This is a genomic window from Xanthomonas arboricola pv. juglandis, assembly GCF_905367715.1.
GTDB classification, from domain to species: Bacteria; Pseudomonadota; Gammaproteobacteria; order Xanthomonadales; family Xanthomonadaceae; genus Xanthomonas; species Xanthomonas arboricola.
In genome coordinates this window covers 1,969,965-1,996,068 of the sequence record NZ_HG999362.1, presented here as the reverse complement: position 1 = coordinate 1,996,068, position 26,104 = coordinate 1,969,965, and the positions used below count along the sequence as shown (strand labels likewise).

Annotated in this window: 24 protein-coding genes and 1 tRNA gene; 11 read left to right on the top strand and 14 right to left on the bottom strand. The window is 65.8% G+C overall.

What is annotated here, in order from left to right; translation table 11 throughout:
* Nucleotides 1-27 precede the first annotated feature (27 nt).
* Nucleotides 28-579, top strand: a complete 552-nt coding sequence (locus KHN93_RS08680) for a CPBP family intramembrane glutamic endopeptidase (protein ID WP_104559203.1) — start codon at nucleotides 28-30, stop codon at nucleotides 577-579.
* 117 nt (nucleotides 580-696) lie between these two features.
* Nucleotides 697-1,071 (top strand): nuclear transport factor 2 family protein, encoded by a 375-nt coding sequence (locus KHN93_RS08675; protein ID WP_104559202.1) that lies wholly within the window; start codon nucleotides 697-699, stop codon nucleotides 1,069-1,071.
* A gap of 138 nt (nucleotides 1,072-1,209) precedes the next feature.
* Here the strand turns inward: KHN93_RS08675 and KHN93_RS08670 are convergent, their stop codons facing one another.
* From KHN93_RS08670 to serS, 8 genes are all read right to left on the bottom strand, one after another.
* Complete coding sequence (locus KHN93_RS08670) at nucleotides 1,210-3,003, bottom strand: methyl-accepting chemotaxis protein (protein ID WP_212579394.1); 1,794 nt, start codon at nucleotides 3,001-3,003, stop codon at nucleotides 1,210-1,212.
* A gap of 310 nt (nucleotides 3,004-3,313) precedes the next feature.
* A complete protein-coding gene (locus KHN93_RS08665; protein WP_212579393.1) occupies nucleotides 3,314-4,390 on the bottom strand; it encodes a catalase family protein in 1,077 nt (358 codons plus the stop codon).
* Nucleotides 4,391-5,511: 1,121 nt separating this feature from the next.
* On the bottom strand, nucleotides 5,512-5,970 hold the full coding sequence (locus tag KHN93_RS08660; RefSeq protein WP_104559199.1) for an EVE domain-containing protein: 459 nt from the start codon (nucleotides 5,968-5,970) through the stop codon (nucleotides 5,512-5,514).
* A 3-nt stretch (nucleotides 5,971-5,973) separates the two neighbouring features.
* The gene (locus KHN93_RS08655) at nucleotides 5,974-6,348 is read right to left on the bottom strand and encodes a VOC family protein (protein ID WP_039527918.1); all 375 of its coding nucleotides are present in this window, start codon (nucleotides 6,346-6,348) and stop codon (nucleotides 5,974-5,976) included.
* A gap of 67 nt (nucleotides 6,349-6,415) precedes the next feature.
* Nucleotides 6,416-7,111 carry a helix-turn-helix transcriptional regulator gene (locus KHN93_RS08650; protein ID WP_104559198.1) on the bottom strand — a complete coding sequence of 232 codons (696 nt, stop codon included), beginning with the start codon at nucleotides 7,109-7,111 and terminating at the stop codon, nucleotides 6,416-6,418.
* 138 nt (nucleotides 7,112-7,249) lie between these two features.
* A tRNA-Ser gene (locus KHN93_RS08645) sits at nucleotides 7,250-7,339 on the bottom strand.
* Between the two features lie 321 nt (nucleotides 7,340-7,660).
* Nucleotides 7,661-8,677, bottom strand: a complete 1,017-nt coding sequence (locus KHN93_RS08640) for a LysR family transcriptional regulator (protein ID WP_104559197.1) — start codon at nucleotides 8,675-8,677, stop codon at nucleotides 7,661-7,663.
* Between the two features lie 467 nt (nucleotides 8,678-9,144).
* A complete protein-coding gene (serS, locus tag KHN93_RS08635; protein WP_104559196.1) occupies nucleotides 9,145-10,425 on the bottom strand; it encodes a serine--tRNA ligase in 1,281 nt (426 codons plus the stop codon).
* A 111-nt stretch (nucleotides 10,426-10,536) separates the two neighbouring features.
* On the opposite strand from serS, the gene KHN93_RS08630 reads away from it, so the two are divergent.
* A complete protein-coding gene (locus tag KHN93_RS08630; protein ID WP_039527923.1) occupies nucleotides 10,537-11,199 on the top strand; it encodes an energy transducer TonB in 663 nt (220 codons plus the stop codon).
* 349 nt (nucleotides 11,200-11,548) lie between these two features.
* Nucleotides 11,549-12,016 carry an energy transducer TonB gene (locus KHN93_RS08625; protein WP_104559701.1) on the top strand — a complete coding sequence of 156 codons (468 nt, stop codon included), beginning with the start codon at nucleotides 11,549-11,551 and terminating at the stop codon, nucleotides 12,014-12,016.
* 180 nt (nucleotides 12,017-12,196) lie between these two features.
* Here the strand turns inward: KHN93_RS08625 and aroA are convergent, their stop codons facing one another.
* The 3 genes from aroA to serC form a co-directional block, all read right to left on the bottom strand.
* The gene (gene aroA, locus KHN93_RS08620; protein ID WP_104559194.1) at nucleotides 12,197-13,510 is read right to left on the bottom strand and encodes a 3-phosphoshikimate 1-carboxyvinyltransferase; all 1,314 of its coding nucleotides are present in this window, start codon (nucleotides 13,508-13,510) and stop codon (nucleotides 12,197-12,199) included.
* A 127-nt stretch (nucleotides 13,511-13,637) separates the two neighbouring features.
* Nucleotides 13,638-14,840 (bottom strand): prephenate dehydratase, encoded by a 1,203-nt coding sequence (gene pheA, locus KHN93_RS08615; RefSeq protein ID WP_039520680.1) that lies wholly within the window; start codon nucleotides 14,838-14,840, stop codon nucleotides 13,638-13,640.
* Between the two features lie 66 nt (nucleotides 14,841-14,906).
* Nucleotides 14,907-15,992: a phosphoserine transaminase gene (serC, locus tag KHN93_RS08610; protein WP_024940183.1), complete on the bottom strand. Its 1,086-nt coding sequence runs from the start codon at nucleotides 15,990-15,992 to the stop codon at nucleotides 14,907-14,909.
* Between the two features lie 178 nt (nucleotides 15,993-16,170).
* Here serC and msrP point away from each other — a divergent pair, with 178 nt between their 5' ends.
* Together msrP and msrQ are read left to right on the top strand one after the other, a co-directional pair.
* On the top strand, nucleotides 16,171-17,139 hold the full coding sequence (msrP, locus tag KHN93_RS08605; RefSeq protein WP_024940184.1) for a protein-methionine-sulfoxide reductase catalytic subunit MsrP: 969 nt from the start codon (nucleotides 16,171-16,173) through the stop codon (nucleotides 17,137-17,139).
* Nucleotides 17,140-17,271: 132 nt separating this feature from the next.
* Nucleotides 17,272-17,928 (top strand): protein-methionine-sulfoxide reductase heme-binding subunit MsrQ, encoded by a 657-nt coding sequence (msrQ, locus tag KHN93_RS08600; protein ID WP_104559193.1) that lies wholly within the window; start codon nucleotides 17,272-17,274, stop codon nucleotides 17,926-17,928.
* Here msrQ and KHN93_RS08595 read toward each other — a convergent pair.
* Nucleotides 17,870-18,679 carry an FHA domain-containing protein gene (locus tag KHN93_RS08595; protein WP_212579392.1) on the bottom strand — a complete coding sequence of 270 codons (810 nt, stop codon included), beginning with the start codon at nucleotides 18,677-18,679 and terminating at the stop codon, nucleotides 17,870-17,872. The genes msrQ and KHN93_RS08595 overlap by 59 nt on opposite strands.
* 174 nt (nucleotides 18,680-18,853) lie before the next feature.
* Between KHN93_RS08595 and KHN93_RS08590 the strand changes: the two genes are divergently transcribed.
* The 3 genes from KHN93_RS08590 (at nucleotide 18,854) to KHN93_RS08580 (ending at nucleotide 21,089) form a co-directional block, all read left to right on the top strand.
* Nucleotides 18,854-19,129, top strand: coding sequence for a polyhydroxyalkanoic acid system family protein (locus KHN93_RS08590; RefSeq protein WP_026064847.1), 276 nt, complete (start codon nucleotides 18,854-18,856; stop codon nucleotides 19,127-19,129).
* Nucleotides 19,130-19,312: 183 nt separating this feature from the next.
* Nucleotides 19,313-19,867, top strand: a complete 555-nt coding sequence (locus KHN93_RS08585) for a phasin family protein (protein WP_053054366.1) — start codon at nucleotides 19,313-19,315, stop codon at nucleotides 19,865-19,867.
* Nucleotides 19,868-20,099: 232 nt separating this feature from the next.
* On the top strand, nucleotides 20,100-21,089 hold the full coding sequence (locus tag KHN93_RS08580) for a restriction endonuclease (RefSeq protein WP_212579391.1): 990 nt from the start codon (nucleotides 20,100-20,102) through the stop codon (nucleotides 21,087-21,089).
* Nucleotides 21,090-21,130: 41 nt separating this feature from the next.
* Here KHN93_RS08580 and hutC read toward each other — a convergent pair whose 3' ends face one another.
* Both hutC and KHN93_RS08570 read right to left on the bottom strand, forming a co-directional pair.
* Complete coding sequence (gene hutC, locus KHN93_RS08575) at nucleotides 21,131-21,904, bottom strand: histidine utilization transcriptional repressor HutC (protein WP_225879984.1); 774 nt, start codon at nucleotides 21,902-21,904, stop codon at nucleotides 21,131-21,133.
* A 4-nt stretch (nucleotides 21,905-21,908) separates the two neighbouring features.
* Complete coding sequence (locus KHN93_RS08570) at nucleotides 21,909-23,279, bottom strand: formimidoylglutamate deiminase (RefSeq protein ID WP_212579390.1); 1,371 nt, start codon at nucleotides 23,277-23,279, stop codon at nucleotides 21,909-21,911.
* 60 nt (nucleotides 23,280-23,339) lie between these two features.
* Between KHN93_RS08570 and hutI the strand changes: the two genes are divergently transcribed.
* Complete coding sequence (hutI, locus tag KHN93_RS08565; RefSeq protein ID WP_104559190.1) at nucleotides 23,340-24,545, top strand: imidazolonepropionase; 1,206 nt, start codon at nucleotides 23,340-23,342, stop codon at nucleotides 24,543-24,545.
* Nucleotides 24,546-24,558: 13 nt separating this feature from the next.
* Nucleotides 24,559-26,100 (top strand): histidine ammonia-lyase, encoded by a 1,542-nt coding sequence (hutH, locus tag KHN93_RS08560; protein ID WP_047124979.1) that lies wholly within the window; start codon nucleotides 24,559-24,561, stop codon nucleotides 26,098-26,100.
* Nucleotides 26,101-26,104: the final 4 nt, after the last annotated feature.

The following is a 26,104-nucleotide window of genomic DNA, read 5'->3' as shown; positions in this document are numbered from 1 at the left end:
TACCGCTGGGTGCAGTTTCCCTGGCGGATGCCGCTTGTCGGCATTCTAGGGATTGCCCTGGTCTGGCTGGAAACGCGCTCGCTGAGTGCCTGCGGATTAAAGCCTCAGTCGTCTCGCGCCTTGCTCGGCTGGACGCTGCTGCTGCTCGCGCTGGTCATCGGCGTCATCAATCCGTTCGTGCAACCGCTGATCGATGCGCTGACCGGGACCAAGGCCGACTACAGCGGCTACGGCGCACTGCTTGGCAACGTCAACGCGGCCGCCCACCTGGCAGGCGGCGCCTGGCTCAGCGCCGCACTTGGCGAGGAACTGGTCTTCCGTGCGTTTCTGATGCACCACCTCGATCACCTGCTGGGCCGCCATCGTGGCGGACGCGTGATGGCGGCAGTGGCAGGGGGAGCCCTGTTTGGCGCGATGCACCTGACCCAAGGCATCTCGGGGGTGCTGCTGACCGGGCTTGTCGGCGCGTTGTTCGGCTATGTCTATCTGCGATCACGACGCAACCTCTGGGCGATGATCCTGGCGCATGGCTTGATCGACAGCTGGGGCATTGCGACGCTGTATCTGGGTTGGTATTAGCAGACATCCACCAGGATCCGCTTGCTTCGGTGCCTCACTGCCAGCAAATCCTTGGCACGTCATCCGTAGATGCTGGACGATAGCGTCTTGTCCTTCTCTACACGAGCATTGTCAGACATGACCACCGATAGCGTGCTTTCGATCGTTCAAGCGCAGCTGGATGCGTACAACGCCAAGGATATCGACGCGTTGCTGGCCACCTATGCTGACGATGCCGAGCATTACACCTTGCACGGACCACAGCTGGCCAAGGGACATGCCATGCTTCGCGAGCGGTTTCTGGCCCGCTTTCAAGAGCCGGACCTGCATGCGCAGCTGTTGTCGCGGACCGTCGTCGGCAACATCGTCACCGACGCGGAGCGCATCACCCGCAACTTTCCTGACGGCATCGGCCTTGTTGAGATGCTATGCATCTACGAGGTGGTCGATGGAAAAATCCAGAGAGCCTCATTCGCGACGGGCGCACGCATTGGCACTGCACCTGCTCGATGAAACATTTCAGGCGATCGGTCTACACCGGGCGCCTTTTTCAGGCCAAGCATAGAAAAGCCATTGAACCCATTCTGGTTTCCAGTGCACCGCCCTGCTTCCCGGCATTACCAGGTCACAGGGCGGCACCGGCTACACGCGTTATGCAGCCAATGCGAGCTTCGCCTTGCCAGCGACGCTGCGTGAACTGTTGGCAACACTCTCCACCAACGCAGTCGCCTGATCCTCAAGTGCACGGGCCGACGATGCCATGGTGTCAACCAGAGCGGAATTCTGCTGCGTCGCTGCATCCATCTGCGAGATGGTTTGATTGATCTGCTCGATGCCAGCGCTCTGCTCGTGACTGGCCGCGGCAATGCCGCTCATGATGTCGTTGACCTGCCGCACCGAGGAAAGCAGTTCTTCCATGGCCTTGCCCGCCACGTTGACCTGCTCCGCGCCCTGCCCCACCTTTGCACCCGAATCGGCGATCAGGTCGCGGATCTCCTTGGCCGCCATGGTGCAGCGCTGCGCGAGGCTGCGCACCTCGGACGCAACGACCGCAAAGCCACGTCCCTGCTCGCCAGCCCGCGCCGCTTCCACGGCCGCGTTCAAGGCAAGGATATTGGTCTGGAACGCGATGCCATCGATGACGGTGATGATTTCGCCGATCTTCAGCGACGACGCCTGGATTGCCGCCATGGTGCTGACGACACCATTGACCAGCTCACCGCCATGCAACGCGGTCTCCGCGGCCTTGCTCGCCAGCGAATTGGCCTGACGCGCACCTTCGGCGTTCTTGCGAACGATGCTGGTCATTTCCTCCATGGAGCTTGCAGTCTCCTCGAGCGCCGCCGCCTGCTGCTCCGTGCGCCGCGACAGGTCATCGTTGCTGCGCACGATGTCGCCTGCCGCACTGCTGAGCGTATTTGCCACCTCGCCCAGCTGACGCCCGGCTTCCACGTCCATCAATGCTCCAACCGCGCGCAACGGCGTGCCGTCGGCAGCGCGCTTGGTCAGGCCGCGTGCGCGGAACCAGCGGTACTGGCCGTTCTTGAGCTGCAGGCGATACTCGATATCGAAGTTGGTGCGGCCACTGCGGTCGTTCAAATGCGCCGCGAACGCGTTCAGAGAGCGCTCCTTGTCTTCCGGGTGCAGCCGTGACGCCCAGCTATCGAGCACGTTGGGGAAGTCCTGCTCGGACTCGAAGCCGAGCAGATGGCGGAACTGCTGCGACCACCAGAATTCATTATTCGGATTGATCGGGTCACCCGCGATCACGCTCATGTCCCACAAGCCGTCGCTGAGCATCTGTGAGCCGAGCTCGAAGCGCGTCAGCGTGATGTCGAGGAACTGCTCGCGCTCGCGACGCTCGGTAATGTCGGTGAGCGAACCCGCCACCCGGAGCGGCAAGCCCTGCGCATCGCGCTCGGTGGTGCCGAATGCGCGGAACCAGCGATATTCGCCTGACTTCAGACGCAGGCGGTTTTCGACATCGTAAGGAGTTCGACCGCTGCGATCGGCAAGGTGCGCCGCAAAGGCATCCAGCGTCGGCTGCTTGTCATCCGGGTGCAGGCATGCGACCCAACTGTCCAGGACGTTGGGAAAATCCTGTTCAGAGGCAAAGCCCAGCAGCCGACGCATCTGCGGCGACCACCACACCGGGCTGTCGGGGTGGCTGGGATCGCCGGCGATGACGCCAATATCCCAGAGCCCGTCGGTCGTACCGCTGGCGACCAGCTCGAAACGGCCCTCCAGATGGCGTAACGCGGTGGTCGCGTCTTCCGCCTGGGCCTTGGCCAGGTCACGCTCCTGCTGGGCCGCATACAAACGCTCGGCCATCTTCTTGAGCAGCAGAGCCGATCCGTTGTTGGGCCACTGCGCACTGCCACCTTTCAACGTGGCATCAACCGCCTTGGTCAGTGCGTCCACCTTGTGGCTGTCGGAGAAAAACATAGCGGCCTCTGCTGCTTGCGTTGGGGATGCGTCCCTAGCGGCAGCAATCGGCCGTTCTTGATGGTTCTTTCCCGATCCACCACCTTGGGTGAGTCGAGCATTCAGCTAGGCAGAAACACCAGTCCTGATGGATCGAGCCCGCGCTCTGCTCCTCCTTGCCAAACGCGGCGGCGGTCACCCTGGCATACCAAGCTGGTCGCCGCGTTCGCTCAAGGACTTATCAAAATCCTTACCTGGTAGCTGCGATCCGCGGCACTCCGGCCCGCGGATGCAGAGAGACTGCATGACACGAGGCAAGCAGCGAGAACAACTAGACGCCAGTCGGCTCGTGGATCGGGCAGCGATTGAATTCGGAGCGGAATCGGCGCGAGGCTGCCATCACGATACGGCGCGCCCGGTTGATAGCGCCCAGCGGCCGGTGAGCGGCCAGGGCATGCCACGGCGAGAAGGCGATACGGTCTTCCAACTGCTGCGAGTTCTCTCCGTCCCAACCGGCCTGGCGCTCGACCACCACGCGCGCGACCGCCACAAAGGGGCTGATGGATTGCGACCACTCTATCGACGCATCCTCGACCGGCATCTTTTCCACATCCCGGCACAACTGCACGCGCAACTCCCACTCGGCCGGGCTATCCAGGGTGCTGATGGCGTGATGAACGGCCTCGCGCTGTGCATCCGGGGAGTCGCCAACTTCCTGCCCATCGAGTTCAACGAGATTGCTGGACACCGGCGCCAGCGAGAACTTGGCGATGTAACGCCCGTAGAGATACGGCACCTGCGAGAAAAACGTCTCGCCCAGCGGATGAACCTGCGGCTGTCCGCCCATCTGCTTAATGCTGCCGCTTCCGCCGCCGATCTTTTCAAGCGTGTGCTCGACACCCCGAAGCACTCTTGAAAGCGCCGCCTTGGCGCCCGGCGCCTTTTCCGTGGTCGTCGCCAGCACCCGGAAATTACGCAAGAACCCATCGGGGCCAGGAGTGGTGAAGGAAGGGCCATTGACCATCAAGAAATCCTGGCTGTGCTTCTCGTCTCCGCCCTCGACGCGCTCGCCGCTGACACCCAACACCTTCAAGGCCAGGGCGCGCGGGGTCGAGACAGCATCGCTCAGTTGTTCTGCAGGTGGCGATGACAGGCGGATGTAAGCATCGTACTGCCCGGTCCCTGCGAACAGGCCTTGTCGCAGCTCTTCGGGCAGATCGTTGAATACGCTGAGCTTGGCGGTAAACAGGCCCTGCCCTTTCGCATGGACTGCGCGGTGTGCATGTCCTTCCTTCTCGGCCACGGTCGTTGCCATGTCAACGAACAGCGCTTCCAAGGAACGAATGGTTTCCTGCTCACTGACGCTGGGCGTTTCCAGATCGGGGCGATATTCGACGGGCGCGTTCATGAGGTTCCTGGCTTTATGGCTGGTCAGGCCAATGTGCTCCACCCGCTGTTTACGCTCCGTCGAAGCCGTAGGCAGTCACTTGTCGAGGGCCGCACGCCTAATCTGGCCTGCACTTGCAATGGCAATGGCAATGGCTAATAGACGCGCGATCCGGCCTACACCCGGCATTCCTTTCGTTTTTCTAGTCGAAGCTGCCGCTTCGTTAGAGAAACCCGCGGCAGTCCTCGCAGGCGGCTGATCTTGCTCATTTCATGAACAATTTATAGCCAGGCCACGCCCCTGATGTTTTTCCTCGTTCGCTGCCGCAAGGCTTAACTCCCATCAGCACACCAACACACAGTAATCACCGTTTGAAAGACGGCGGTGTTGTCGCACTGGCAGCCTGCACCTGCACCTGCACCTGCACCGAGGTCAGGGCACTCGCTCAAACGACACCATATCGCGTTGACCATGCAAGAGCAGCGAAAGCACGGCGCTGCCATCCGGACGCATATGCATCCTGGCTTGGCTGTCGCTGAGCCGCCGGCGGTAGCCTCTATCGTTGGCACCGATCCAGGTAGTCAAAGCACCTGCCTGCGCGCGCTCAGAACGGCATAAACCTGCCCTGTGCCGCCGCTGGTGGACAGGATTCCGCGCCAATCCCCGGGCGGAATACTGTCAGCCGCAGCAGCCGATGCTGCAGGCAGCACTAAGCAAAGAGCGAGCGCCAATCATGCGAAAGACGCGACGAGGACGATGATGTCGACCGGACATTGGAAGCGCCCATGGCGAATTTGACCGCGTGGAGAGGCCGTCTCGGCATTGCTCAGCAACGGCTGCAGCAATCGCGGGGACGGCAAGCAGATGATGGCCATGAACCAGCTGCTGCGCCGAGACAGAGACGGCAGAGATTTGCAGACGCGTTGGCTACATCGGTTGGCAGCTGCCCTGCGCACGGTCCGCTGCAAACGGCACAGCACTGCCTGCCATGACGAATCGGCGGGTCTTGAAAAAAGCGGGCGCCTTAGTGCTCTGCAGCGACATATGGCGGACCGCGACCGCGCCCGACGATGATGAGCACTACGTCTACGCTATAGCCCTCTAACGCCGCATTCTCTGCCGCCGTGCGCGGAAATTTGCGTTTATGAGGCGGAAATAGCGACGTTCGAGGCGCTCTCTCGACGCCCATGCATCATGGCCTGCGCGATCACGTCGGCATCTTCCTCGTCGATACCGAACAAACCTAAGCGAAGCTGATAGCCCCAGTTGGCGCCGACCTGGGTGAAGGCGAGCCGGCCAAGCAGTGGCAGGATCGGGGTTTCTTCCGCAGACTGCCAAACGACATCCCGCCGCCAGGGCCTGAAGCCGCTTGCCATCTCCACCTGGTAAGGTGCGCTATCGCGCGCTGCGCCGATCGCGGTGAAGGCTTGGCAACGTTCCTTGGCCCCGAAGGTGACGGTCGGCGAATAGTAAATCACGCAGTCGCCCGGCCTGATGCGCCTGAGCGGCGCCGCTTTGCCGTGACAGACCTGCATGAAGCCGGCCTCTCGACCGATCCGGACATGCTCCGCCGAGGCTACGGCAATCCAGGCCTTGGACATGGCTCACATCTCCTCGTTCACGGTGTAGACGCGCAGACGATGCCCGTCCGGATCGGCGGCGACGAAGCTCCGACCGAAATCGAGGTCGGTGGGCGGCAGGGCGATATCCGCGCCCTTGTTCCGCCAATCGGCATGGGTCGCATCGACCATGGCGGCCGTATCGACCTTGAACCCTATGTCGCAGCCGCCGCCCACAGCCGCCGGCGCGGGTTCCACGCCCGTCTTGCCCCAGAGGCCGAGCCCCAGGCCGGAGGGCAGGATGAACATGGCGAAGGTCGGGCTTGCGTCCACGGGTTCCTGCCCGAGCAGTTTCGTGTAGAAGGCGGCGCTCTTCAGCGCGTCGGTCACATAGAGAAGAATGCTGTTGCTGTTGGTCATGAGTTGCACCTGTCGTTCGTTGGACAGGCATGATCCTATGACCTGATGCTGCCAGTTTCCGGCAGCATCAAGCATCCGGGCGCGGTATTTTCTGGATCTCCCGCCACTGTTTCAGCAGCACCTGACGTCGCTTGGGATAGCGGGCGTCGAGTATCTCCGCACAGGCGATGCGATCCGTGCGGAAGGAGCGAAAATCCTGGCGCAGTTCGCACCATCCGACCAAAACGCGCACTTGATCGAAAAAGGCGAGCGCGAATGGCCAAACCACACGCTCCGACCCTGTCCCTGATCCATCGCGATAGGACAGCGACAGTTTGCGTTCGGTGCGGATCGCTTTGCGCAGCAGCGCCGGGTCGATCGCGTCGGCCGGGATGTTGGCACCAGGCCCGACCAGCAGTGACGACGCATCCAGCTCGTCGCGTAGTTCGGGTGGCAATATGGCGGCGATCCGCGCCAGTGCGCTTCTCGCCGCATCACGCAGATGATTGTCTGCTCTGTCCGCTACCCAGCGCGAGCCCAAGACGAGCGCTTCGATCTCCTCTGCCGGAAACATCAGCGGCGGCAGAAGGAATCCCGGTTTCAGGACGTAGCCGACACCCGGCTCGCCCTCGATGGTGGCGCCTTGCGCTTGAAGGCTGGCGATATCGCGATAGAGGGTACGGATGCTGACGCCGATCTCTTCGGCCAGCACCTTGCCGCTCACCGGACGGCGGTGGCGGCGAAGCGTCTGGAGAAGGTCGAAAAGGCGTTCGGAGCGGGACATGCAAGCAAGCTTATAGCCACTTCCTGCTGCCATATAGTGGCAGGATGAGACTTGGCAGGTACAGCAGCCATGCGGCAATCGGCGGCTTTGGTGTCGCTATCGCACAGAATTTCGCGCCACGGCGTGAAATCGGCAGGCTGGCGGAGAGAGTGGGATTCGAACCCACGGAAGGTTTGACCCTTCGCCGGTTTTCAAGACCGGTGCCTTAAACCGCTCGGCCATCTCTCCGATGCTGCCTTGCGTGACCGCCGAAGGCGTCGTGTGATCACGCTTGCGCCACGCGCGATGCGGGTGACGTATGTCGATGGACGCGGCATTGAGCGGCGCCATCAACCCGGGATTGCTCCCGGGCGCGCATTCTCGCATGCCCGGACGCGCTTTGCTAAGCGCCACGTGTTGTTGAGCTGCACAGCTCTGCCAAGCGGTTCCGCTTGCCGGGTTACGCAGCGTTCTCGATTACGCAGCGCTGCCAGGCGACAGCGCTGATGTGCCGACGTCGACGACCAGGCGCAGCGCTTGGCCGGCTTCAGCCACGAACAGGCACGACGCTCAGCCGGCTTCCGCCACGGCCAGGCGCGGTGCGGTCGCGGCCGCACGCTTGAGCTTTTCGGCCAGCTCGGCGCAGTTGCCGCCGCAATCCAGGCGCGAGCGTTCGATTTCCTGCGGCAGGTGCTCGGCCAGGAAGTCGATGAACACCCGCACCGCCGGCAGCAGGCCGCGGCGCGAGGCGAACACCGCGTGGCAGATGCCTTGCGGCAGCGACCAGTGCGGCAGCACCACTTCCAGCTCGCCGCTGCGCACTGCCTGGGCGCACACGGTTTCCGGCAGCATGGTGATGCCGAAGCCATCGCGCGCCATCGACTGCAGCAGCGGGAAATCGAAGCCGGCCAGACGCGGCTGCAGGTCCACGCGGCGCATCTCGCCGTTAGGGCCGTGCAGTTCCCAGCGCTGGTGCGCTTCGTCTTCGCTGGTGCTCATGGTGGTGTGGTTGGCCAGCTCGCTCGGGTCCTTGGGACGCCCGGCGCGGTCCAGGTATTTGGGGCTGGCCACCAGCAACTCCTGCACCTGACCGAAGCTGCGCATCACCAGGCTGCCGTCATCATCCAGGCGCGATCGCACGCGCAGCGCGATGTCGTAGCCTTCGTTGATGACGTCGACGCGGCGATTGCTGATGTTGAGCTGCAGCCGCACCTTGGGGTACTTGGCCAGGAATTCCGGCAACAGCTTGGGCAGTTGGATCTGCGCCAGCGAGACCGGAACGCTCACACGTACAAGGCCACGCGGCTCGGCACTGAGACGATCCACCACCTCGCGCGCGGCCTGGGCTTCGGCCAGCATGGTCTGCGCGTGCCGATGCACGCTGGTGCCGACGTCGGTGACCGCGAAGCGGCGCGTGGAACGCTGCAGCAGGCGCACGCCAAGATCCGTTTCGAGCTGGCTGATACGGCGGCTCAGACGCGACTTGGGGATCCCGAGCGCACGCTCGGCCGCGGCAAAGCCGCCGTGGTCCACCACCATCGCGAAGTAGTACAGGTCATTCAGGTCGTGCATGGCGCTGGCATCCATGAATAGAACGATAGGTGATATTTAACCACCTTTATTCCAACAGAGCAACGACCTGATACATCAGAAATGTAGTTCCTTGCAGCCAGAACATCGGCCTCTTGTGCACGGAGCTCCATCGTTTTCGCCGCCGCTACGCGCGGCACCCAGCGCAAATGTCGGCGGGTAGCGCTCGCAAGATCCGCCAGGGTCTTCCAGGCAATGCAACAAGCCGTGCGCCATGGAAATGCAAACGGGGCCAGTGCCGGCCCCGTTCTCGATCAATATTTTTAACAGCTACCCCACCGCAACCTGGGCAGCTAAGCGGCAGCGAGCAACATGCTCAACAAGGCTGACGAGCGAGCCGGAGCTGGCAATCGCCAGTCGAGACTGGCTGCCCGCCCGGAATTGAAAATGAAGATGCACGCGCGCCCCTTCCCGGCCTCGGCCGCGCCCGTCTGGACGCCGCGCAGCCGGTGCCTCGGCCGCTCTTATCCGATCCGCTCGAGCCCACCCATATACGGACGCAGCACCTCGGGCACATCGATCGAGCCGTCGGCGTTTTGGTAGTTCTCCATCACCGCGATCATCGCGCGGCCCACGGCGGTGCCGGAGCCGTTGAGCGTGTGCAACAGCTCCGGTTTGCCGCTGGCCGGGTTACGCCAGCGCGCCTGCATGCGCCGCGCCTGGAAATCGCCGCAGTTCGAGCACGACGAAATCTCGCGATAGGTGTCCTGCGACGGCAGCCACACTTCCAAATCGTAGGTCTTGATCGCCGAGAAGCCCATGTCGCCGGTGCACAGCAGCACCTTGCGATACGGCAGGCCGAGTTTTTCCAGCACCACCTCGGCGCAGCGGGTCATGCGCTGATGCTCGGCATCGCTGTGTTCCGGCGCGCAGGCAGTGACCAGTTCGACCTTTTCGAACTGGTGCTGGCGGATCATGCCGCGTGTGTCGCGGCCACCGCTGCCGGCTTCGGCGCGGAAGCACATCGAGTGCGCGGTCATGCGCAACGGCAGACGCTCGGCATCGACGATTTCGTCGCGCACGATATTGGTCAGCGGCACTTCCGAGGTGGGGATCAGATAGCGGCGCGACTCGCCCACTTCGGTCTGAAACAGGTCGTCCTCGAACTTGGGCAGTTGCCCGGTGCCGCGCATCGACTCGGCATTGACCAGCAGCGGCACGTTGGTCTCTTCGTAGCCATGCTCGCCGACATGCAGGTCGAGCATGAATTGCGCCAGCGCGCGGTGCAGCCGCGCGACCGGCCCGCGCAGCACGGTGAAACGCGCGCCCGACAGCTTGGCGGCGGTCTCGCCGTCCAGCCAGCCGTGCGGCGCACCGAGTTCCACATGGTCCTTGACCGGGAAGTCGAACTGGCGCGGCGTGCCCCAGCGCGACTGCTCGACATTCTCGCTCTCGTCCTTGCCCTGCGGCACGTCGTCGGCCGGCAGATTGGGCAAGCCCAGCGCGATGGTCTCCAGCTTGGCGCGAATCACCTCCAGCGCTTCTTCGGAGGCTTTGAGCTCATCACCGAAACCGGCCACTTCGGCCATCAGCGCAGTGACATCCTCGCCCTTGGCCTTGGCCTGCCCGATCGCCTTGGACTTGGAATTGCGCTGACTCTGCAATTCCTGCGTGCGCACCTGGATGCGCTTGCGCTCGCTTTCCAGCGACTCCAGTTCCGCAGTGTCCAGGGAGAAACTGCGCGTGCTGCGCAGGCGCTCGGCAAGGTCGGCGGGATGTTGGCGAAGCAGGGCCGGATCTAGCATCGGGAGTCTGTGTGTCGGTAGGAAGCGCGAGATTATCGCCTGTTCCGTCACCTGCTGCGATCGATTCACCGCTGCTATGCCAGAATTGGCCCGATCCTTCAGGTGAGCCCTATGCCCGCGCCCCGCCCTGCGTCCGATCGTCAGATCGTCCTGCGTCTGCCCCGCCACACCCTGAAAATTGCCGGTATCGCCTTCGTTGCCGGCCTGCTGCTGTTCCTGCTGGTGTGGGCCACCGGCCGCAAGGACGACTTCTACAAGGCCTCGCCGGCGCAACCGGCTGCAGGCGCGCAGGCTGACGACAACATCCAGCCGCTGCCCGCACCGCTTCCGGCCCAGGACGGCGCCAGCGACATGCCGCAGGCCAAGCCACCGGAAGAAGCCCCGACACTGGTGGAAACTGCGCCGCCAGCCCCGCCCGCGCCGACGCCCTTGCCGGAGGACGCGGTTCCCGGCGCGCCGGGCGCAGCACCGGCAAACACCGCGGCGGCCGCAGGCGGAGATCGCCCGGTGCCGATGCAGGGCCAGATGCCGCCGCCGCGCTACCCCTCGGCTGCCTTGCGTCGCGGCGACGCCGGCGATGTGGTGGTGCGGGTAGACGTGGACGCGGCGGGCAACCCGGGCGGAGTGACGCTGGTGCAACGCAGCGGCTCGCGCGATCTGGACCGCGCCGCGATGGAAGCGGTGCGTCACTGGCGCTTCCATCCGGCCCAGCGCAACGGCCAGCCGATTGCCGGCAGTCTGGATATCCCGTTCGAGTTCAAGCCGGCGCAGTAAGCCCCACCAATAAGTCGCGTCGTGCGCACCGCACACGACGACGGCCGGACTGCCGCAATCGACGAACATCACTGCGCGCTAACCGGACAAGGCGGGTCGAACCAGACCCTGACTCGGCTTGACCAAGCTGAATGTCTACCGCCGTTTAAATCGTCCTGAGCGCCCTGCCTTAGCTGGGCCTCAGGCAAGGCCGACCAGACTGGTCACGTCATCCCAAAGATGCGCCAGGAGGCCGGCCATGTCCTTCATCTCCAATTCCTCGTCACACCCTACCCAGGCACTGCCGCCCCGCCCCGTGCATGCGCAAGACCGTGTGGGCGACGACATGGCCGACGGCGCCTCGCCGTGGCTGTGGGCGACCCTGCTGGCGCTGCTGGTGGTGGTGCCGACCTGGTGGTGGGCCCGCCATAGCGATGAATCGTTTGCGACCGACACGCGCCCCGCGCCTGCGGCCAGTCGGCAGATCCTGCCGACCTCGGAGGGCCCGCGTGCGATGACCATGATCGCGCATCAACCCACGCGCGCGCCGGTCAGCACCGAAGAAGCGATTCCGCTGCCGGGCAATGCGATGCCGAGCTACCCGTCGGACATCGCGCAGGCCGGGATCTCAGGCAGCCGCACCGCGCGCCTGCAGCTGGACGTGCAAGGCCGGGTGAGCGATGTGAGCATCGTCGATCGCAGCGGCAGCAATGACCCGCGCCTGGATGCAGCGGTGATCGACAGCTTGCGTCAGTGGCGTTTCGAGCCAGCCACCCGTGATGGCCATGCCGTCGTCAGCAGCGTGCAGGTGCCGGTGGAGTTCACCGCAGAGCGCTGAGCGGGATCATCAACCAATTCGGATCGTAATAGCGCCGTGCTGGCTGCAACGCGGCATCTAAAACTCAACTTACAGGCGTCGCCACTCACGACGCCCTTCGATCGATCAGTCCTCATCCGACGAGCAGTCCTCAACCGGTAAGGGAGCTGCCCGCCTTTCCTGTCGAAGCCGTGTCGCTACTCAGGCCGTTTCGAGCCCAAAACCGGCGCCCCGCGCCAGGCTGTCGAAGCCCGGGAACGAGGTTGCGACATTGGCCACGTCGTTGACCCGCACGCTGCCGGTGGATAGCTGCCCGGCAATGGCAAACGCCATCGCGATGCGGTGGTCGCCGTGGCTTTCGATCACGCCGCTGCCGATGCTGCCGCCGTGAATGGTGGCGCCATCAGGGGTTTCGTCCACACGCACGCCCAGCGCGCGCAGCCCGGTGGCCATGGCTGCAAGGCGGTCAGATTCCTTGACCCGCAGTTCGGCAGCGCCGGTGACCACCGTCTGCCCGGTTGCCGCAGCGGCGGCCACAAACAGCGCCGGGAATTCGTCGATCATGTCCGGCACCAGCGCTTCGGGAATCTGCGCGCCCTGCAGCGGCGCATAGCGCACGCGCAGATCGGCCACCGGCTCGCCGCCATGTTCGGCATGACGTTCTTCGGCGATATTTGCGCCCATCAGCCGCAGTGCCGCCAGCAACCCGGTGCGACGTGGATTCAGGCCCACCGCACGCAGCAGCACCTCCGAACCGGGAATGATGCTGGCTGCCACGATGAAGAACGCGGCCGACGAGAAGTCGGCAGGCACCGCGATATCGGTGGCGCGCAGACGCTGACCACCGCGCAACCGCGCCTTGCCGGGCGAGAAATCGATCTCCACCCCAAACGCGGACAACATGCGCTCGGTGTAATCGCGGGTGGGATGCGGCTCGCTGACCGACGTCTCGCCCTGCGCATAAAGGCCTGCCAGCAACACCGCGGATTTGACCTGCGCACTGGCCACCGGCGAGACGAAGTCGATGCCATGCAAGGTCTGGCCGCCGTGCACACGCAGCGGCGGGGTGCCGTCGTCCTCGGTGTCGATGCGCGCGCCCATCTGTGCCAGCGGGCCGGTCACACGCCGCATCGGGCGCTTGGACAGCGACGCATCGCCGACCAACTCGCTATCGAAACGCTGCGCCGCCAGCAGGCCGGCGAGCAGACGCATGCCGGTGCCGGCGTTGCCACAGTCCAGCGCCTGGCTGGGCGGCTGCAGGCCATCCACGCCGACGCCGTGCACGATGCGCTGCGACGCCGACGGCGTGTCGATGCGCACACCGAGCTGGGCGAAAATGGCCGCGGTGGAGCGCGTGTCTTCGCCTTCGAGAAAGCCGTCGATCTGCGAGACGCCATCGGCCAGCGCGGCGAACATCACCGCGCGATGCGAGACCGACTTGTCGCCGGGAATGGCCAGGCTGCCCTGCAATGCGCTGCCCTGCCGGGCGATCCAGTGGTGCGTGCTGCTGCTCATGCGTGTGATCCGATTGCTGCGGCATCGCCCTGTGCGGCGATACGTGTTGAAGAGTGTCGTGGCGCTACCGTCACCTCGGCCGGTGACGGCGCGCCCGTCAGGACGGCGCTGGCGTGACGCCCGGCGCTCAGGGAATGGCGACCGGGTACGAGCCCAGCACCTTGATCTGCGCCGAGTGCGCTTCCAGTTCGGCCAGCGCCTGCTTCATCGCCTCGTCTTCCACGTGGCCGGCCAGGTCGATGAAGAAGCCGTATTCCCACTTGGCCTGGTGCGAGGGACGCGACTCGATGCGGTTCATGCTGATGCCATGCCGCGCGAACGGGCTGAGCACGTCGAACAACGCACCCGGCTTGTCGTGGATGAACACCAGCACCGAGGTGCGGTCATGCCCGGAGGTGGGAAAGATCTGCCGGCCGATCACCAGAAAACGCGTGGTGTTGTCGTCGTCGTCTTCGATCGACTTCATGATGACTTTCTTCAAGCCATATACATGCGCGGCGCTCTCGCCGCCGATCGCCGCGGCGTCCTCGGCATTGCGGGCGCGGCGTGCGCCTTCGGCATTGCTGGAAACGGCGATCTTCTCGACCTTGGGCAGGTGCGAACGCAGCCAACCGGCGGTCTGCGCAAACGACTGCGAATGCGCGTAGATGCGCTCGATGTCTTCCAGCCGGCCGTTGCGCGAGAGCAGGTACTGGTGCACGCGCAACTCGACTTCGCCGCAGATTTTCAGGTTGGAGGTCAGGAACATGTCCAGGGTGACCTGGATGGTGCCCTGGCCGGAATTTTCCACCGGCACCACGCCGAAATCGGCATTGCCGGCTTCCACTTCCTGGAACACTTCCTCGATGGTTGCCATCGGCAGGCCAACTGCCGAACGGCCGAAGTGCTTGAGCACCGCCTGCTGGCTGAAGGTGCCTTCCGGGCCGAGATAGCCGATCTTCAACGGCTCCTGCTGGGCCAGGCACGCGGACATGATTTCGCGGTACACATGCACCAGCACTTCATCGCTGAGCGGGCCTTCGTTGCGGTCCACAACCATGCGCAGCACCTGCGCCTCGCGCTCGGGCCGGTAGTAATCCACCGCCGCGGCGAGCTTGCCCTTGGCCTTGCCGACCTGGTGGGCAAAGTTGGCGCGTTCGGCGATCAACGCCTGGATGGTGCGGTCGATCTCGTCGATCTTGGCGCGCACATCGGCCAGCACCGGCGCAGCGGTGGCCGGCTTGATCGCGCGCTTGTCTGAGGCGTTGGCCGCGGACTTGGCGGCGGACTTGCCTGCCGGTTTGGTCTTGCCGCCGGTGGCGGCACTGGGCTTGCTGGACTTGGGAGCCATCGCTCGGCATTCCTTGAAATTGCGGCGCATGCGCCTGCGCGGCATGCGCCGCGGTCGAAAAAAGACTCAGCCGTGACGCTGCTGGAAGTCGTGCATGAAGCTCGCCAGCGCCTGCGCGCCCGCCACCGGCATCGCGTTGTACAAGGACGCGCGAATGCCACCGACCGCCTTGTGCCCCTTCAGCGCCAGCAGACCGGCTGCCTTGGATTCGCTGACGAACAACGCATCCAGCTGCTCGTCGGCCAGGAAGAACGGGATATTCATGCGCGAGCGCACCGCCGGCTTGACCAGGTTGCGATAGAACCCGCCGGAACCATCGATCGCGCCATACACCAGCGCGGCCTTTTCGGCGTTGCGGCGGGCGAATTCGTCCACCCCGCCCTGCTCCAGCATCCACTTCACGGTGAGTCCGAGCAGATACCAGTTCCAGGTCGGCGGCGTGTTGAGCATCGAATCGCGGGCGGCATGCGAGGCGTAGTTGAAGATGTCCGCACGCGGCTGGCCGGCGCGTTCGAGCAGGTCGCGCCGCACGATCAGCACCGAGATGCCGACCGGGCCCAGATTCTTCTGCGCGCCGGCATAGATCAGCCCGTAGCGCGAGACATCCAGCGGCTCGGAGGCGATCGACGAACTGAAATCGGCAAACAGCGGCAGGGTGCCCACCGCCGGCGTGTCGCGGAACTCGACGCCGTGGATGGTTTCGTTGGCGGTGATGTGCACGTAGGCCGAGTGCGGCGACAAGGTCCAGCTGGCCACTGGCGGAATGTCGGTGAAGCCGCCCGCCTGGCCGTCTGCGGCAATGCGCGCATCCACATAGGTGGCCGCCTGCTTGATCGCGGTCTTGCCCCAGTGGCCGGTGATCACGTAGTCGGCGGCCTGGCCGGGTGCGGCGAAATTTAGCGGCAGCAGCGCCTGGATGGTGGTGGCGCCACCGGCAGTGAACAGCACCGCGTAATCGTCGGGAATCGACAACAGGGTGCGCAGATCGGCTTCGGCCGCGGCCGCCACGGCCATGAAATCGGCGCTGCGGTGGCTGATTTCCACGATCGAGGCGCCGACGCCGTTCCACTCGACCATCTCTTCCTGCGCCTGGCGCAGGACCGATTCCGGCAATGTCGCAGGGCCGGCACTGAAATTGAACGCGCGTGTCATGGCACACCTTGTCGAGCTAGCCTTCTAGTATGCCGCAGCGCACCGGCCTTGGCAGCGTTGCAGAAAAGTTGCATGTGCATCCTTCTCACCCACGGCGACGTATGGTTTGCGTAGACCATCGGCAGCGTCATCACCATGGTCCGGTATTCTCATCAGCAGCCACTGTCAGGAGCGAGCCATGTCCCTTCGCGATGTCTTGAAGACGCCGTCCAGCGAGATCACCGATGAGGCCGTCTACCGCGACCGACGCCGGCTGCTGCAGCTGTTTGCGCTGACCCCGGCGCTGGGCGTGGCCGGCTGCGCCGAGGCCGATCCGCCGCCTCCGCCCAAGACCGTGGTGACCCCGGCGCAGGCGCGCAGCGGCTTCCGTACCGCCGAGGAACTGACCCGGCTGGAAGACGTCACCAGCTACAACAACTTCTACGAGTTCGGCACCGACAAGACCGACCCGTCCAAGGCCGCCAAGACCCTCAAGCTGTCGCCGTGGTCGGTGAAGGTCAGCGGCGAATGCGAAAAGCCCGGCAGCCTGTCGCTGGACGAGTTGCTCAAGGGCATCAGCGCGGAGGAACGCATTTACCGGCTGCGCTGCGTGGAAGGCTGGTCGATGGTGATCCCGTGGACGGGCGTGCCGCTGGGTGAGGTGCTCAAGCGCTTCGCCCCGACTTCCAAGGCCAAGTACGTGGCATTCACCACGCTGGCTGATCCGCAGCAGATGCCCGGCGTGCGCTACCGCTCGATCAACTGGCCGTACCGCGAAGGCCTGCGCATCGACGAAGCGATGCATCCGCTGACCCTGTTGGCCACCGGCCTGTACGGCAAGCCGCTGCCGCAGCAGAACGGTGCGCCGCTGCGGCTGGTGGTGCCGTGGAAGTACGGCTTCAAGAGCATCAAGTCGATCGTGGAAATCCGCTTTGTCGAAAAGATGCCCGAGACCGCGTGGCACGATCTGCAGCCGTCCGAGTACGGCTTCTTTTCCAACGTCAATCCGGCGGTGGATCACCCACGCTGGAGCCAGAAGACCGAGCGCCGGATCGCCGGCACCGCCAGCAAGTTGTTCGCCGAGCGCATCGCGACCAAGCCGTTCAATGGCTATGCGGACCAGGTCGCCTCGCTGTACGCGGGGATGGACCTGAAGAAGTGGTTCTAAGGCAGTGATGCCCCCCCGCATAGGAGCGCACCCGGGCGCGACGGACGTCACCAGGAATGCCCGTCGCGCCCGGGAGCGCTCCTACGATGCATGTTGATGCCCGTGCGGCATCGCTTCCTTCTTCGAGATCGCATGGCCAAGACCTCCGCATCCCTGATCGCCGCCAAGACGCTGGTGCATGTCGCCGCGCTGACGCCGATCGCCTTGCTCGGCTGGCAGTTCTGGCAGGTATGGCAAACCGGCAGCGATGCGCTGGGCGCCGATCCGGTGGCCGAGATCGAGCACCGCACCGGGCTGTGGGCGCTGCGCTTCCTGTTGATCACCCTGGCGATCACGCCGCTGCGCCAGCTCACCGGGCAGGCGACGCTGATCCGCTTCCGGCGCATGCTCGGGCTGTACGCATTCTTCTACGCCAGCGTGCATCTGGCGGCCTACCTGAGCCTGGATCTGCGCGGCTTCTGGACGCAGATCTTCGAGGAGATCCTCAAGCGCCCCTACATCACGGTGGGCTTTGCGGCATGGCTGCTGTTGGTGCCGCTGGCGATCACCTCCACCCAGGGCTGGATGCGGCGGCTCAAGCGCAACTGGGGCCGCCTGCACATGCTGATCTACCCGATCGGGCTGCTAGCAGTGCTGCATTTCTGGTGGCTGGTGAAATCCGACATCCGCGAACCGGCGTTGTATGCCGGCATCCTGGCGGTGCTGCTGGGCTGGCGGATCTGGAAGAAACTCAGCGCGCGCCAAACCACAGCAAGGCGCTCAACGCCGCCGCCAGCAACACCGCGCTGAGCAGCAGCCATGGCCAGCGTGCAACCTTGACCGGCGCACGCACCGGCTCGCCAGGCGCGCGTGGTGGCGGCAACGGCTCCGACTCGGGAAGGTCCCAGGTGGTGCCGTGATGGATCCGCGGCACCTCCACGACAAAGCGGTGGCGGGCATCGAACACAACCTGGTCGCCGGCCTGCAGCCAGCCGTCGCGCACCTGTACGCCGTTGATCCAGCTGCCTTCTTCCGAACCGAGATCGCGGATCAGCACGCGGTCGCCGTGACGTTCCAGGCGCGCGTGCTGCGCGGCGAAGGCCGGGTCGTCGATGACGATGTCCGCAGCCGGGCCGCTGCCGACCAGGCGTGAGCGGTCCAGCGTGAAGCTGCGCCCGTGATGGCGGCCGCCCAGCCCGCGCAACAGCAGACAGACCTCGCTCAGGCCGGCATCGTCGTCTGCAACGTCGTTGGCCGGCGCGCTCGATGGCGCACTGCGCAGGAGCATCTCCACGCCGTCGGCGTAGATCGCATCGCCGGGGCGCAATAGCGCCATGCGCCGCACGGGACGTCCGTTAACGTGGATGCCGCGGATCCCGTTGGCCACCTGCAGCCACAGCCCGCGCTGGTCCAGGCAGAACTGCGCCAACAGCAACGCACCCTGCGCATCGGCAACCACCCGCACGCTGCCGGAGGCATGGCGGACGATCCGGTGGACGCCGGGCTTGAGGGAATGATCCGGCTGCTGCCGGTGGGTGAAATGAACTTGCAGATCGCGCACCCGCCGCAGCCTAGCAGGTTTGCCCCGCGCCGCGGCCAACAATGTGACCGGCGTCCTGCCGACGCAGGTACGGCACCGAAGTGGCGTCGCTGCTCGGCCACACGCGCGCCGCACTTGGAGCCTGGCCCGCGCATGCGCACAATGCACGCTTCTTTCGTCTTCCCCATGGAACCCATGTCCAGCATCGATATCCGCCACGACCATGCCTTGTCGCCGGCCCAGGCCCGCGCAGCGATCGACGCGGCGGCGCGCAAGTTGACCGATCGCTATGGCGTCGCCTCGCATTGGGAAGGCGATACCTTGCGCATCGCGCGGGCCGGCGTGGATGGGGCAATCACCCTGCTGCCGCAGCAGGTACATGTCACCGCCGAGCTCGGCTTCCTGTTGTCGGCGATGCAGCCGATGGTGGAGTCGGAGATCCGTCGCCTGCTGGCCGAAAAACTCGCCTGAGCATGCCGCGTCGCTGGTCCGGGCCTGATCGCCAGGCCATGCCCTGACCGCGCCGGTGCTTCAGCGACAAGTCACCCGCGCGGCCCGTTGCAGGCGGATGCTCTGAGCGTGCTTCACCTGCTCGATGCAGTGCCGGGACTAGGGTGAAGGCAACGTCACTTTGGCAACCCACAGGAGCATTCCATGACGACCGGATACGATCAGAACGGCAAGCGCGATGATGCCGCGCACGGCTTCCAAGCGCAGGCAGAACAGATTTCGCGCCGGCTCGGCGAATCGGCGCAGACGGTGTGGCTGGCCGGGCTCGGTGCGCTGGGACGGGTGCAGAGCGAGGGTGGCAAGTTGTTCGACTCACTGGTGCGCGAAGGCGCAGCCTACGAGCGCAGCGGCCAGCGCAAGGCAGCCGAAAGCGTCGATGAGCTGCGCGAAGAGGTGGAGACCCAGTTCGAGCAGGCACGCGACACCGCAGTACGCGGTTGGGACAAGCTGGGCAAGGCCTTCGACGAACGCGTCAAGGGCGTGCTGCGCACGCTCAACATCCCCGAGCAGGACGAACTGGAAAACCTGCGCCGCGAGGTGGAATCGCTCAAGGCCCAGGTGCGCGCCAATACCGCCGCGACCAAGCGCGCCAACCGCACCGCCAATCAGGCCGCACAGGCCGCCAGCAGCGACACCACCGGCGCAGGCTCGACCGGCGGCAACTCCAGCCCTGGCAGCGCTGCGTTCGATGGTGAATAAGCCGGTCCGGCAATGTTGCAAAGCAACATGATTTTTTAGACAATCGGGAAGGACCCGCCAGTCCTGTAATACGAAGTCCGTTTGCTCCCCTCCCCTCACGGCTTCGGACTGGCGGGTCTTTCGCTATCTGGATCACGGTGCGTGGTATCGCCGCCCGCGATCCATTGACGAATCTGCGGCGAAGGATTCTTCTAGGCGCACCGCTTCGTCATACGTGCCATACCTTCGCTTGATGCTCATGCCTTCCTGGACTGTGGCGCTTGTGGTTTCCCTGCTGCTGTGGGCGGTGGTGTGCGCCTATGTGTGGCTGGTGCGCCGCCGTGCCAACGAAACCAGCGAGGGCGTGCGTGCGTTGGCGTCGATGCACTGGCGCGACTTTTCCGCCGTGGTGCAGCGCGTGCTGCAGGAGCAACGCGGCTGGCAACCCACCCAGGTGCCGCAGGACGGCCTGCCGACGGCCGACTTCATGATGCAGACCGAGCACGGCACGCGCCTGGTGGCCTGCAAGCACGGGCGCGGCTACCGCATCGGCGTGGCAGCGGTGAACGAGCTGGGTGCGATGGCGCGGCTGGCCGGCGCGGGCGGCGGCGTGATGGTGACCGAGGGCCGCATGGAACGCGAAGGCCTGGCGGCCGCCGAGAAGCAGTCCATCGAAGTGCTGGATGGCGTGCGTCTGTGGCCCTTGCTCAAACCCTATCTGCCGGGCGATGTGGAAACCGGCGTGGTCGGCATGGCGCGCCGTCGCGCGATCCGTCACAGCCTTATTGCCGGTGCAGCGCTGGCAACCCTGGCGCTGGTCACGGTGCTGGCCTTGCAACCGGTGGCGCCGCCTGCGCCCACGCAGCAGGCAGCGGTGGTGGCCGCAGCGGTTGCTGCAACACCTGCACCGCAGGGCACGAGCTCGCCGCAGGCCGCGCCGCCATCAGCCGCACCGCTTGCATCGACACCATTGGCAAGTGATGCCGAACCGGATGCGGCGACCATGCAGGGCTATCAGCGCGAGGTGTCAAAGGCGCTGGCACAGACGCCCGGCCTGGTGCGCGGCATCTGGATCACCCAGGCAACGCTGGCGGTGGATCGCTCGGTTGACGATGCGGCGGCGTGGCCGTTGATCTGCCGCGAACTGCAGCGCTACCCCTACCTGCGCACCGTGCGCGTGCAACTCAATCCGCGCCCCGGCGTGGAGGAGGCGGTGCGCTGGCGGCAGTGCACGACGATCTGATTCATGCATCGCCCCATGCGCCTGCGCGCGAGGTTTGAGGGTCAGCGCATTCCCGGTGCGAACCGTGCCACCAGGTCGTAGGATCCGCCCAGGAACAACTGCCGCACGTAGGTGACCGGCTGGTCGCCGCGCCAGGTGTGGCGATCGATGACCAGACAGGCCGCGCCATCGTCCACCTGCAGGCGTTCGGCTTGCGCGGCGTCCGCACTGACGGCGCTGATGCGGTGTTCGGCGCGCGTCCACGGCACGTTGCGCAACAACCAACTGCCCGGCGCCACGTCGGTGAACGGCTGCAGCAATGCCTCGGGTACGGTGGTGGTGTCGATCACCCGCTGCTCCAGCGCGAACGGGCGGCCGTCTGCCAGGTGCACGCTTTCCAGCGCCAGCACCTTGCCGCTGCTGCCCAGGGCCCGCTCCTGCGGCACGCGCAGGCGCGGGCTGCGCAGTCGACGCGACAACAACGCGAACCGGTAGACGTGGCCGCGCGCGGTCATTTCCACTTCGATGTCGGGGATCGACAACGCGACCTGCTCCAGATGCGGATGCGGGCGCGCCACGAACGAGCCGGTGCGGCGACGACGTTCGATCATGCCGGCATCGGCAAGCAGGCCGAGCACCTTGTTCACGGTCATGCGCGAGCAGCCGTATTGCGCCATCAGCTCGTGCTCGGGCGGCACGCGGTGACCGGGCGGCCAGTCGCCACTGTGGATGCGGCGTTCCAGATCCTGCCGGATGCGTTGATGCAGGGTGCCGGGCGCGGCGATGGGGGTGGCGGTCAAAACAGGTCTCCGGTCAGACCCGCATTGTGCGCGCATCCGCTCATTTGCTCAGCAGCGATCGCAGAACACCGGCAAAACGCGCGGCAATCCGCGCGCGATCCACATGGCGCCCGTCGCGCACCACCGCTCGCCCGGCGCGCCAGACAGTGCGCACCGCACCGCCGCGCGCGGCGAACAGCCAACTGTCCAGCAGCGCGTCGTCGTTGCGTGCCAGCAGCGCCGGATGGGTCGGGTCCAGTTCGAGCAGATCGGCCGACGCGCCGACCCGGATGCCGCTGCGCGCAATGCCCAGGGCCTGCGCCGCACCCTCGCCCGCCTGCTCGAACAGCCAGCGCCCGCTGGAGGCGCCCGCCTGCGCCAGCACATTGCGCGCCTGTAGCTGCAGACGCTGGCCGTATTCGAGCAGGCGCAGTTCTTCGGCTGCGTCGATCAACACATTCGAATCCGAGCCCACGCCAAAGCGCCCACCCGCAGCGGCAAATGCCTGCATCGGGAACAGGCCGTCGCCCAGATTCGCCTCGGTGATCGGGCACAGCCCGACCACCGCGCCGCTGTCGACGATGGCCTGCAGCTCGCTCGCGTCCACATGCGTGGCATGCACCAGGCACCAGCGCGCATCCACCGGCGCGTTGGCCAGCAGCCACTGCAGCGGGCGCTGGCCGGACCAGGCCAGGCAGGCCTGGACCTCGCGCTGCTGCTCGGCGATATGGATGTGGATCGGCCCATCGGTGAGTGGCACCAGCGCCGCCAACTGCTCCGGCGTGACCGCGCGCAGGCTGTGTGGCGCCAGCCCGAGCACGGCATCCGGCAATGTTTTCAGGCTGCCCTTGCAGTCGTCCAGCAACCGCGCGAAGCCGTCGATGTCGTGGATCAAACGACGCTGCGCTGCGCTGGGCGCCACGCCACCGAAATCCGCATGCGCATAGAACACCGGCAACAGCGTCAGCCCGATGCCGGTATTGGCGGCGGCAGCGGCGATGCGCCCGGACATTTCGCCGGCCTGCGCATACGCCGCGCCGCCGGGGCTGTGGTGCAGGTAATGGAATTCGCCGACGCGGGTGAAGCCGCTTTCGAGCATCTCCACATAGGCCTGTTCGGCGATCGCCTGCAGGCTGTCCGGATCGAGCCGGTCGACAAAGCGGTACATCAACTCGCGCCAGCTCCAGAAACTGTCGCCACTGCGCCCGCCCACTTCGGTCAGCCCGGCCATGCCGCGCTGGAATGCGTGGCTATGCAGGTTGCCCAGCCCGGGCAGCAGCCGCTCGACCCGGTTGTCGCCGGCAGCGGGTGCGGTGCCGGGCTGCACCGAGGCGATGCGCCCCTGCGCCAGGGTGATCCGCACGTCGCCCGCCCAGCCATCGGGCAAGAGAGCCCGCGCCGCCCACAACGCCTGCACCTGTTGGTCTGCCACTGGACACCCTTGATTGCCGGTTCTATTGTATATACATATCAGACACCACGAGCCTGCGCCATGCATTGCGACGTCCTCTGGCACAACGCACAGCTGATGACCCTGGACGCAGCCGATGGTGGCCTGGGCATCGTGGACGATGGCGTTCTGGCCTGCCAGGACGGCCGCATCACCTATGCCGGCCCGGCCGCGCAGGCCCCGGCGCTGACGCCGGACGTTGCGCACGATTGCCGGCGCCGCTGGATCAGCCCCGGCCTGATCGATTGCCATACCCATCTGGTGTATGCAGGCAATCGCGCCAATGAATTCGAGCAACGCCTGCGCGGTGCCAGTTATGCCGAGATTGCCGCAGCCGGCGGCGGCATCGTGGCCACGGTGCGCGCCACCCGCGCCGCCGACGACGCAGCGCTGCTGGCCGCCAGCCTGCCGCGCCTGGACGCCATGCTCGCCGAAGGCGTGACCACGCTGGAAATCAAATCCGGCTACGGGCTGACGCTGGAGGACGAAACCAAGCAGCTGCGCGTGGCACGCCAGCTCGCGGCACTGCGCAAGGTCGAAGTGGTACCGACCTTCCTCGGTGCGCATGCGGTGCCGCCGGGCGGCGATGCGCAGAGCTATATCGACGCCGTCTGCACGCAGATGATTCCGGCGATCGCCGCGCAAGGGCTTGCCGAGGCGGTGGACGTGTTCTGCGAGCATCTGGCGTTCTCGCCCGCGCAGGCCGAACAGGTCTTCCGCGCCGCGCAGGCGCACGGCCTGTACATTAAGATCCATGCCGAGCAACTGAGCAATCAGCATGGCGCGCAACTGGCCGCACGCCATGGCGCGTTGTCGGCCGATCACATCGAATACCTGGATGACGCCGGCATCGCCGCAATGGCCGGCGCCGGCACCGTCGCGGTGCTGTTGCCGGGCGCGTTCTATTTCACCCGCGACACCCAGCTGCCGCCGATCGCGGCGTTGCGCGCCGCCGGCGTGCCGCTGGCCCTGGCCACCGACTGCAATCCGGGCACCTCGCCGCTGACCAGCCCGCTGCTGGCGATGAACATGGCCGCCACGCTGTTCCGCATGACCGTGGACGAATGCATCGCCGGGTTCACCCGCGAAGCCGCACGCGCGCTCGGGCGCGGCGAGCGACTGGGCCGGCTGCGCGCCGGCCTGCATTGCGACCTGGCGATCTGGGACATCGATGCGCCAGCCGACCTGGTCTATCGCATGGGCTTCAACCCTCTTCATGCCCGCGTCTGGCGCGGGCATTCCTGCTGAATCCGGAGTCATCATGAGTGCTTCTATTGTCTTGCAGCCCGGCCAGGTCACGCTGGCGCAGTGGCGTGCGCTGTATCGCGGCGCCGACGTCGTGCTGGACGACGCCTGCGCGGCCGCGGTGCTGCGCAGCGCGCAGACGGTGGAGGCCATCGTGGCGCGCGGCGAGCCGGTGTATGGCGTCAATACCGGCTTCGGCAAGCTGGCCAGCGTGCGCATCGAACGCGAGGACCTGCAGACCCTGCAGCGCAATATCGTGCTCTCGCACGCCGCCGGGGTCGGCGAGCCCACGCCGGTGCCGGTGGTGCGGCTGATGATGGCGCTCAAGCTCACCAGCCTGGCCCAGGGTGCTTCCGGGGTGCAGCCGCAGACGCTGGCGTTGCTGGACGCGATGCTGCGCCTGGGCATCACGCCGGTGGTGCCGTGCCAGGGCTCGGTCGGTGCCTCGGGCGATCTGGCACCGCTGTCGCACCTGGCCGCGGTGATGATCGGCGTCGGCGAAGCCTTCGTCGGCGGGCAACGCCTGCCTGCCGCCGACGCGCTGGCGCAAGCGCAGCTGCAGCCGCGCGTGCTGGGCGCCAAGGAGGGCCTGGCGCTGCTCAACGGCACCCAGTTCTCCACCGCCTGCGCCTTGGCCGGGCTGTTCGAGATCGAAACCGTGCTGCAGGCCGCGCTGGTCACCGGCGCGCTGTCGGTGGAAGCGGCCAAGGGCTCGGACACGCCGTTCGATGCACGCATCCATGCCTTGCGCGGCCAGCCGGGGCAGATCGCCACCGCTGCCGCGCTGCGCGCGCTGATGGCCGATTCGAGCATCCGCGAATCGCATCGGCTGGGCGATGTGCGCGTGCAGGATCCGTACTGCCTGCGCTGCCAGCCGCAGGTGATGGGCGCGGCGCTGGACATCATGCGTCAGGCCGCACGCACGCTGGAGATCGAGGCCAATGGCGTCTCGGATAACCCGCTGGTGTTCAGCGATACCGGCGAGGCCTTGTCCGGCGGCAACTTCCACGCCGAGCCGGTGGCCTTCGCGGCCGACATGCTGGCGATGGCGGTCTGCGAAATCGGCTCGATCAGCGAACGCCGCACCGCGATGCTGGTCGACCCGGCCTTGTCGGGCCTGCCGGCGTTTCTCACCCCGCGCCCGGGCCTGAATTCCGGTTTCATGATTCCGCAGGTCACCGCTGCGGCCCTGGTGTCGGAAAACAAGCAGCGTGCGTATCCGGCCAGTGTCGATTCAATCCCGACCTCGGCCAATCAGGAAGATCATGTGTCGATGGCGGCGCATGGCGCGCGGCGTCTGCTGGCGATGGCCGAGAACGCCGCGCACGTGATCGGCATCGAACTGCTGGCGGCCGTGCAAGGCTGCGACTTCCATGCGCCGCTGCGCTCCAGCGCCGCGCTGGAAGCCGCGCGCGCCCTGCTGCGCGCGCAGGTACCGACCCTGCAGGACGACCGCTATTTCCATCCCGACATGCTGGCGGCCAGTGCGTTGGTGCGTTCGGGCGCGCTCGCGCAGGCGGTCGCCATTGCCTTGCCAGGCGTGGAGCAGCACGCATGACGCG